This is a genomic window from Jiangella asiatica, from assembly GCF_004349065.1.
In the GTDB taxonomy this organism is placed as follows: Bacteria; Actinomycetota; Actinomycetes; order Jiangellales; family Jiangellaceae; genus Jiangella; species Jiangella asiatica.
The window spans coordinates 55,013-64,875 of sequence record NZ_SMKZ01000036.1; the positions used below are offsets into that span (position 1 = coordinate 55,013).

Consider the following 9,863-nt stretch of genomic DNA (forward strand, 5'->3'; position numbering starts at 1 on the left):
TGGTCGTACACAGATCTACCCATCCGCGCCACGGCACCGATCTGCATGGTCCTCCCGACGCGCCACGCGCCCGTCCTCCCTACCGTCGAAGCCTGGCCGCAAGCCTGGCCTATCGCGACATCGGGGAGGACACGATGGACAACCCGCAGCACATCGAGACGATCGTCGTCGGCGGCGGCCAGGCAGGGCTCTGCGTGGGCTATCACCTGGCGCGGCTCGGCCGGCCGTTCGTGATCCTCGACGAGCAGCGCCGCACCGGCGACAACTGGCGCCGGCACTGGGACTCCCTGCGGCTCTACACCCCGGCACGCTACGACGGGCTGCCGGGGATGCCGTTCCCCGGACCGCGGTCGGCGTTCCCGACGAAGGACCAGGTGGCCGACTACCTGGAAGCCTACGCGGCCCGATTCGACCTGCCGATCCGTCACGGTGTCAAGGTACGGGAAGTCACCGCGAACGGCCGCGGATACGTCGTCGACGGCGGGGACCAGCGGTTCGAGGCGGACAACGTGGTGGTCGCCACCGGCACGTTCGGCACGCGGAGGTACGTGCCTCCGTTCGCCGCCGAGCTGGACCCGTCCATCGACCAGCTGCACTCCAGCGAGTATCACCGCCTGTCGCAGCTGCAGCCGGGAGCCGTGCTCGTCGTCGGCGCGTCGCACTCCGGGGCGGACATCGCGTTCGAGGCCGCCCGCGAGCACCACACGGTCCTGTGCGGCCGCCCGACCGGGCAGATCCCGGTCCCGCTGGAGTCGCGCCGGGCCCGCGCCGTCTTCCCGGTGCTCTGGTTCCTTGCCCGGCACGTGTTCATGCTGCGCACGCCGATCGGGCGGAAGATGCGTCCGGAGATCCGGACGCACGGCGGGCCGCTGCTGCGGATCCAGGCGTCCGATCTCGCCGCGGTCGGCGTCGAGCGCGTCACCGAGCGGGTCGGCGGCGTGCGCGACGGGCGGCCGATGCTCGACGGCGGCCGAGTGCTCGATGTCGCGACGGTCGTCTGGTGCACCGGATTCCGGCAGGACCTCAGCTGGATCCGGCTGCCGGTGCTCGACGACGACGGCTGGCCGATCGAGCAGCGCGGCGTCGTGCCGTCCGCACCCGGCCTCTACTTCACCGGGCTGGCGTTCCAGCGGTCATTCAGCTCCATGCTGGTCGGTGGCGCCGGGACGGACGCGAAACACATCGCATCTCACATCGCCGACCACCGGGCCGCCGACGGTGTCACGGCTGCTCGAGCACGGCGACCGTCCGAGCAGGCACGCTGATCCCGGTGTCGGTCACGGCCGTCGAGCGGACGACGGGGTCCGTGCCGGCCGCCTGGACCGGGTGCAGCCGCAGGCCGGCCGCGTCGTCGACCGGGACGGTGACCTCCGACGGCGTCGCGTTGAACACGACGACGATGCGCTCGCGGTCCGGGTCGAGGTCGGTGCCGGCGCGATCGTCGATCTCCATCACGATGACCCCCGGCGCCTGGGACGGTCCGCCGTCGCCGAACGACACCCGATCCTCGACCAGCGACGCCGACCCGAGCCGGAACAGCGGCGAGGAGAATCGCAGCCGGAGCAGGTCCTGCGCCATCGCCGTCGACATCGTCATGGCGCCGGGCCCGGGCTTCAACGCCGGCGACCCGAGCAGCGGCCGCATGAAGTCCCACTTCGCCTCGTTGTCCGTCGCCGGAGGCAGCCCTGAGCCGAACGTGCTCTCCTGACCGGTCCAGTCGATCCGGTTGAACCAGTCGCCGGAGTCGTAGGAGTTGCGGTCCAGCGACTTCGAGCGCAGCAGGTCCGCGCCGGCGTGCCAGAACGACGGGCCCTGGCCGAGCGCCGTCGTCGCCAGCGCCAGGACGTTCATGCGGACCCGGTCGGCCATCGGGGTGTCGGCGGGCAGCTTGTAGGCCAGCACGTCGTACAGCGTCTCGTTGTCGTGTGCGTCGACGTAGGTGATGACCTCCTCCGGGTCGGCGGTGTAGCCGGCCGACGAGCCGTTGTAGTCGACGTCGGCGCCGGTCACCGTCGCGCCGGTGCGGTCGACGAACGTGTAGTCGCGCAGGTTGCCGGCGAGCCCGACCTTGATGAGGTCCTGGTGGTGCAGCAGCCGTTCGCGCTGCTCGTCGGGGGTCCCGTTCACCGGGGCGCCGTTCGGGTCGGTGAACAGGCCGCTGGCGAAGCCCTGCAGCCGCGGGTCCTCGTCGAACGGGCCGCCGCCACGGACCCCGTCGCGCAGCCGGTCGTTGAACGTGCCGATGCCGGCGCCGAACATCTCCAGCTGGGTGGCCTGCACGAACCGGGCGTTGTCGGCGACCTCGCCGAAGTTCCAGCCCTCGCCGTATACGTAGATGCTCGACCCGTCCACGCCGTCGGCTTCCGGGGTCAGCTCGTCCAGCGCCGCGCGCACCCGCTCCATCGTCGCCCGGCTGTGGTGGCCCATCAGGTCGAAGCGGAAACCGTCGACCTTGTAGTCGCGAGCCCAGGTGAGCACCGAGTCCACGATCAGCTTCTCCATCATGGCGTGCTCGGACGCGGTGTTGGCGCAGCACGTGGACGTCTCCAGCGCACCGGTCGCGGACAGCCGTTGGTAGTAGCCGGGCACGATCCGGTCCAGCACCGACTTCTCGTCCTGGCCGGCGGCGTGGGTGTGGTTGTAGACGACGTCCATGACGACGCGCAGTCCCGTGCCGTTGAGCGCGGCCACCATCTCGCGGAACTCGCGGGTTCGGGCGGTGCCCTGCGGGTCGGTGGCGTAGGACCCCTCGGGGACCGTGTAGTGCAGCGGGTCGTAGCCCCAGTTGAACCCGTCCTGCCCAGTCGCGGCCGTGACGCAGTCTTGTTGCGCCTGGCCGGCCGGGTCCGCCGCGGTCAGCCCCGCCAGGTCGCAGTCGGGCACCGCCTGGTCGGCGCGGACCTCCGGGATGGTCGCGATGTCGAACACCGGCAGTAGGTGGACGGTGTTGAGTCCGGCGCCGGCCAGCGCGGACAGGTGCCGCATGCCGGAGCCCTCGGCATGCGTGAAGGCCCGGTACGTGCCGCGGTCGGCGGCCGGCACGGTCTCGTCGTCGACGGAGAAGTCGCGCAGGTGGAACTCGTAGATGGTCGTGTCCTCGGGCTGCGGCAGCTCGGGCTTGTCCAGGTCGTCCCAGCCGGTGGGCTTCAGCGCCGCGTCGGACAGGTCGACCACGAGCGACCGCCGCGAGTTCGTCGTCAGTGCGACGCTGTACGGGTCGGTGACGACGTTCGTCTCGACGGCGTCGGTTTCCGGCACGTACACCTGGACCGCGAACGCGTAGGACGCGCCCCGCCAGCGCGGGTTGCCGCGGGCGACCCAGACGCCGTCGCGGTCGCGGCGCATCGGCACAGTGGTCTCGGTGCTCGATCCCGGCAGCGTCAGCATTAGGTCGACGTGCTTGGACGTCGGCGCCCAGACCGCGATGTCCGGCCGCCGCCCCTGCCAGACGACGCCGAGCTCACGGTCGGCCGCGCCCGCGTAGACGTCGTCGAGCACACCGGGGAGCTGGACCCCCGTGGCGTCGACCAGCCGACCGAGGTCGTCGTAGGCGGCGACCGCGAGCTGGCCGGTGAGCAGGTCCTCAGCCTGGGCCGCGTCGCGGGACACGAGCCGCAGCGCGCCGTACGAGGCCAGGTGCGGGTACTTCTCGCGGACGGCGTCCGGCAGGCCGTCGCCGTCCAGCGTCAGCGGGTACGACGTCGCGCCGGTGACCGCCTCCGCGTCCAGTCCGAGCCCGCCGGCCGGGGCCGCGTGCAGCCGGAAGCTCCAGCCCGCGGCCGCCTCCGGCAGGTCCCACGCGAGCAGCCCGCGCTCCAGCCAGTGCGCCTTCTGCCGGGTCAGGTCGGCCTGCGAGGTTGCCGCCGACGACGTCACCGTCAGCACATGGGTGGCGACGTCGTAGCTCATCGTGGTGCGCGCCCCGGCCGGCACGGTGAACGCGATGTTCGACCCGTCCGCGGCGCCGCCGGCTCCGTAGTTCTCGTCCCAGGTCAACCCGTGCGTGACCTTGGCCTCGTACGACCCGGCGGCGATGCCCGTCGTGGTGAGCGTGTAGACGCCGTCGCCGTCGGGATCCTTCAGCCAGGACCGCATGCACGACGGGTCCCAGTCGTCCGGGCAGCCCAGCTCGGACTGGAACGAACCGGGCACGGTGACGACCGGGTCCTGGGCGTCGCTGGTGATCCAGTGAGTACCGTGGTCGTAGTAGAACGTGACGTCGGTCGGCGCGGCCAGCGGCAGCGGGATGTTGGGCCCGTCGCGGCGGGCGCCGGCACCATAGTTCTCCGCCCACGAGCCGTCGATGGCGGCCTTGTACTCGAACTCGCCGGCCGGCAGCGTGAACGTCCCCTTCCAGACGTCGTCCTTCGTGTCGAGGGTCAACCCGGCCTGGACGCACGTTGGGTCCCAGTCGCCGGCACAGCCGATCTCGCTGTTGAGGCTGCCCGGGACGGTGACCCGGTCCGGCTGCTCGACCGGGCCGCCGCCGCCCGGCTCCTCGCCCTCGTCCACCGGGTCGCCGACCACGCCGTACGTCGACGCCACCGAGAGGTTGCCGGAGTGGTCCTTCAGCACTGCCCGGTACTCGACCAGCGTGCCGTGCGCGAGGTCCGTGACGTCGTGGAAGACGCGGTACGGGGCGTTGTCGTCGGTGCCGATGACCTGCCACTCGGAAGTCCCGAGCGGGCGCCAGGCCAGCGTGACCTGGTTGAACCCGCCGTCCGGCACCGAGACCCCCACCTCGGCGCGGCCGCCGACGGTGCCACCGGGGCCGGGGGCGCGGAAGTGCGTCGCGGGCGCGTCCTTCGACTCCCTCAGCGGCTTCGACGCCTCCCAGACGACGGCGCTGAGCGGCGGGACGGTGACGGTGACACGTCCCTCGGCGTCGGAGCGGACGGCCTCGGTGTCGGCGGGCCAGACCGGGCCGAACGTGGTGCGTGCGTTGAAGGTGTCGAAGCTCGCGGTCCGTGCCTCGGTCGTGTTGTTGGCGGCGACGACATACTCGACCTGCTCGTCGGCGTCGATGCGGCTGAACGCGTAGACGCCCGCGTCGTCGCTGGCGTAGCGGTGGATCTGCGCGCCGTCGGCCAGCGCCGGGTGCTCGTCGCGCAGCGCCGACAGCTCGGCCAGGCGCTGGTAGATCGGGTGCTCAGGGTCGAAGTTCTCCTCAGCCGTGGTGGCGTCGGTGCCGATGAGGTCGTCGTCGTTGTAGCTGGCGACGGCGCTGGGGAACATGTCCTGGCGGGCGTCCTTGTCGCCGCCGTCGCCGGTGAAGCCCTGCTCGTCGCCGTAGTACACGACCGGCTGGCCGCGAGTGAAGTACATGAGCTCGTGTGCCAGCAGGTCCCGCTCGAGCTGCTCCTGCGCGGCGACGCCGGTGTCCTGGACGAACCTCCCGATGCGGCCCATGTCGTGGTTCCCGAGGAACGTCGGCAACGAGTACGCGTTGGAGTCCGCGTCGGTGTAGTAGTCGTCGCCGGCGAACAGGTCACGCAGCTCCGTCGTGGGCCGGCCGGTCGCGAAGCCCTGCGCCCGGGCCTGGAAGCCGAAGTCGATGGTGGCCTGCAGCCCGCCCTCGGTCGTGTAGCGCGACATCGCCGCCGGGTTGGCGTCGAAGACCTCGCCGAACATGAAGAAGTCGTCGGCGCCGGAACCGTGCGCGGCGTCCAGCACCTCGGGCGCGAACTTCTGCCAGAACTCCATGTTGACGTGCTTGACGGTGTCGATGCGGAAGCCGTCGACGCCGAACGCTGCCCAGAACCGGTAGACGTCGATCATCCCGTCCCGCACCGCCGGCTGCTCGGTGAACAGGTCGTCCAGGCCGACGAAGTCGCCGTACAGGTCGCCCTCGGTGCCGTCAAAGGCCGCGTTGCCGCGGTTGTGGTAGAGCGTGGGATCGTTCAGCCAGGCCGGGACCTTGACGGTGGCGTCCTCGGGCGTGCGGAAGAACGGCGTGTACGGGAACGACGTCCGCGGGTCCAGTGGCGGGAAGGTCTCGCCGGCGGCGTACTGGCTGTCGTCGAAGACGTTGCCGGCCGCGTCGACGTAGGGGACGTCCCCCGTGGGGATGTAGGTGTACGCGCCCTCTTCGTAGTCGATGACGTCGGCGGTGTGGTTCGTGATGATGTCGAAGAAGACCTTGATCCCCCGGGCATGTGCCTCGTCGATCAGTTGGCGCAGCTCCTCGTTCGTGCCCAGGTGCGGGTCGATCTGGGTGAAGTCGGTGATCCAGTAGCCGTGGTACCCGGCGCTGACGTCGGCGCCGCTCCCCTGCACGGGGCGGTTCTTGAACGACGGCGTCATCCAGATCGAGGTGACACCCATGTCCTCGATGTAGTCGAGCCTCCGCAGGATGCCGGCGATGTCGCCGCCGTGGTAGAAGCCCTTGTCAGCCGGGTCGTAGCCGTGGGTCAGCCGGGGCTCTTCGGTGCCGGGCGGTACCGCGTGGCCGCCGGTGTCGTTCGACGGGTCGCCGTTGTCGAACCGGTCGGCCATCACGAAGTAGAAACGCTCGTCGGTGAGGTCGTCGCGCAGGCTGGTGCCGGCCAGCTCGCGGTCGGGCTCGGTGAGGCCGGGCTGCTCCTGGGTCGGCGCGACGGCGATCCGGTGCGTCGCGTGGTCGTAGGAGAACGTCACGTCGGCGTCCTCGGCCAGCACCAGCGGGAGGTTCGGCCCGTTCGCGACACCGTCCGCGCCGTAGTTCTCGTCCCACCCACCGTTCAGCGCGACCTTGAACTCGTAGCTGCCGGCCGGGAGGGTGACGCTGATCGCGTACACGCCGTCGGCGGTAGCCGTCAGACGGGTCTGCGCGCAGGCCGGATCCCAGTCGCCGCCGCAGCCCAGCTCGCTCTGCAAGCTGCCCGCCAGCGTGACGCTGCTGGGCGCCGGCGTGTGATCGGCCGCGGCCGGTGTCGTCGCCGCGGCGACCGCCGTGACGAGCAGCCCGAGCGCGGCGAGTGGGGCGACGAAGCGGCGCGGAGTCGAGGTCGGCATCGGGCACTCCCACGGCGGACGGCGATGTCACGGCGCCTGTGACGCTAGCCACCCCTCGCGACGGATGCAAGGCTTGCAGCAAGCTTTCATCGATCTTCCCGCGGCCCGCCCGGCTCACCTCCGCTCACCGCACCGCTCACCCCGCACCCCTCCCACCGCACGGCTCACCCCCTCCCGCGTTGATCGTGGAGTAGTCGCGGAATCGCCGCCCGATATGTCCGATGGATTCCGCGGTCGCTCCAAGATCAACGGGTTGGTCGCACCAGGACGGGACCAACACGGGACCGGCGTGCGCCCGAGAGGTCCCGGCTGAACGTCAAGCGGCGGGGACGGGCACGGGCGGCGGCGGGCCGACGTACCGCGCCGCCGGTCGGATGATCTTGCTGTCGGCGGCCTGCTCGAGGATGTTCGCAGCCCAGCCGACCACCCGGGCGACCGCGAACGTCGGAGTGAACATCGCCCGCGGCAGGCCGCACTGCTCCATCACCACGCCGGCGTAGAACTCCACGTTCGTGTGCAGCGCACGGTTGGGCTTGAGCTCGGCCAGGGTCGCCTCGACCTGCCGCTCGACCTCGACGGCGAAGTCGACCAGCTGGCCGCCGAAGCGCTGGGCGATGCCGCGCAGCATCCGCGAGCGCGGGTCCTCCGTGCGGTAGACGGGATGGCCGAAGCCCATGATGCGTTCGCCGCCCAGCACCTGCTCGCGCACCCAGGCCTCGGTGCGGTCCGGGGTCCCGATGGCGTCCAGCGAGTCCAGTGCCCGGCTCGGCGCACCGCCGTGCAGTGGACCGGACAGCGCGCCGACGGCCCCGGCCAGGCAGGCCGCGACGTCGGCGCCGGTGGAGGCGATGACCCGGGCGGTGAACGTGGATGCGTTGAAGCCGTGGTCGACGGTCGAGATGAGGTACTGCTCGATGGCGCGCGCGTATTCCGGGGCCGGCTCCTGGCCGGTCATCATGTACAGGTAGTTCGCGGCATGCCCCAGGTCCGCGCGCGGCTCGACCGGCGCCAGGCCCTGCCCCAGCCGGTACAGCGCCGCGAGCAGCGTCGGCGTGACGGCGCAGGCGAGCAGCGCGTCGGCCCGCCGCTGGTCGACGTCGAGGTCGTAGACGGGCTGGAAGCCGGCGGACGCCCCGGTCAGGGACAGCATGGTGCGCAGCCCGGTCATCGCCCCGGTCGGTCCGCTGGCGCGGACGATCGCCGGTAGTGCGTCCGCGACGTCGCCGGGCAGCCGGCGCAGGCCCGCCACCCTCGCGGCGAACGCCTCGGCCCGGGCCGGGTCGGGCAGCTCACCGAAGAACATCAGGTGCCAGACGTCCTCGAACGTCCGGGTCTCGGCCAGCTCGACGGCGGAGTACTCCCGGTAGTGGTAAAAGCCCTCCAGCCCGCGGACGTCGCCCAGTGCCGTCTCCGTGACGACCACGCCGGCCAGGCCGCGCGGAACGTCGATCGATCCATGGGTCGCCATGTTCGCTCCTCCCGCCATCAATGATTGATGTCAATCGTAGATATATTGATTTCCGTCAATATCGGTCGGGAGGTGCGACGATGGCGGAGCCACGACGGCTGACGACGCGGCAGGTGGCCATCCGGCTCGGGGTCAAGCCGGCGACGGTGTACGCCTACGTCAGCCGCGGACTGCTCACCAGCCGGCGCGGCCTGGGCGGGCGCGCCAGCACGTTCGACGCCGACGAGGTCGAACGGCTCGCGCAGCGCGGCCGCGGCGGGCGCCCCATCGACGACGGTGCCCCGGTCGGCGGCGTGGTCGGCGACAGGGCTGGGGCACCGGCGAGCGCGGACGGCGGCACCCACCACGGCGACGACGGCGCAGGCGCGGCGCTCCGTCCGGCGGCGGCCGCGATCGGGCCCACGTACAGCTCGGTCACGCTGATCGAGGCCGACCGCCACTACCACCGGGGTGTCGACGCGCTGGCCCTGGCCGCGGGATACCGCTACGAGGAGATCGCCTGGTGGCTGTGGACCGGCACCATGACGCGCGGCATCCGGTTCGAGGCACCGGCGGACGCGGTCGCCGCCGCCCGGCGGACCGGCGACGCGCTGCCGGCCCAGTGCGGGCTGATCGACCGGCTGCGGGTGGCGACGATCGCGGCCGCGGCCACCGACCCGGTCCGCTTCGACCTGGCGCCGCACACCGTCGCCGGCACCGCGCGCGGCTTGGCGGCGACGCTCGTCGACGCGCTGCCCGCGCGTGGCGACGCTCCCGGGCCGGAGTCGGACCTCGCCGCCCGGCTGTGGCCCCGGCTGACCGCCCGGCCGGTCACCGCCGCGTCGGTCCGGCTGCTCGACGCGGCGATGGTGCTGCTCGCCGACCACGGGCTGGCCGCGTCCACGGTCACCGCCCGGGTCGCGGCATCGGCGCGGGCCGACCCGTACGCCGTCGTGTCCGCCGGGCTCGGCACGCTGGAGGGCCCGCTGCACGGCGCGGCCAGCGGGCTCGCCCACCGGATGCTCATCGACGTACGCGAACGCGGCGCGGGCCCCGTCGTCGCCGAACATCTGCGGGCCGGGCGGCGGCTGCCAGGGCTCGGGCACAGCCTCTACCGGGGCGACGACCCGCGGGCCAGGCTGCTGCTCGACCTGCTCGCCGAGCTCGACGGTGCCGGGCCGGCCATCGACGCCGCCCGGAGCGTCGCGGAGACAGCCGCCCGGCACCTGCCGCTGCATCCGAACATCGACCTGGCGCTGGCGAGCCTGTCTGTCGCGACGCGGATGCCGCCCGAGGCCGGCGAGACGATCTTCGCGGTGGCACGGACCGCCGGCTGGATCGCGCACGCGCTGGACCAGATCTCCGCGTGGGCCGTGGAACACCTCGACCTACCGCCCGACTGACGTCAGGGGAGGGGTTGGGG

General features: G+C 72.0%; 4 protein-coding genes. 2 read left to right on the forward strand and 2 right to left on the reverse strand.

Annotated elements, in window-relative coordinates:
* Positions 1 to 134 precede the first annotated feature (134 nt).
* Positions 135 to 1,265: a flavin-containing monooxygenase gene (locus E1269_RS21930; RefSeq protein ID WP_131898507.1), complete on the forward strand. Its 1,131-nt coding sequence runs from the start codon at positions 135 to 137 to the stop codon at positions 1,263 to 1,265.
* On the opposite strand, the gene pulA is transcribed toward E1269_RS21930, so the two are convergent.
* Together pulA and E1269_RS21940 are read right to left on the reverse strand one after the other, a co-directional pair.
* On the reverse strand, positions 1,222 to 6,993 hold the full coding sequence (pulA, locus tag E1269_RS21935) for a pullulanase-type alpha-1,6-glucosidase (RefSeq protein WP_131898509.1): 5,772 nt from the start codon (positions 6,991 to 6,993) through the stop codon (positions 1,222 to 1,224). The genes E1269_RS21930 and pulA overlap by 44 nt on opposite strands.
* Before the next feature lie 316 nt (positions 6,994 to 7,309).
* Positions 7,310 to 8,461, reverse strand: a complete 1,152-nt coding sequence (locus E1269_RS21940) for a citrate synthase/methylcitrate synthase (RefSeq protein ID WP_131898511.1) — start codon at positions 8,459 to 8,461, stop codon at positions 7,310 to 7,312.
* 80 nt (positions 8,462 to 8,541) lie between these two features.
* Between E1269_RS21940 and E1269_RS21945 the strand changes: the two genes are divergently transcribed.
* The gene (locus tag E1269_RS21945) at positions 8,542 to 9,843 is read left to right on the forward strand and encodes a citrate/2-methylcitrate synthase (protein ID WP_131898513.1); all 1,302 of its coding nucleotides are present in this window, start codon (positions 8,542 to 8,544) and stop codon (positions 9,841 to 9,843) included.
* The last annotated feature ends 20 nt before the right edge of the window (positions 9,844 to 9,863 follow it).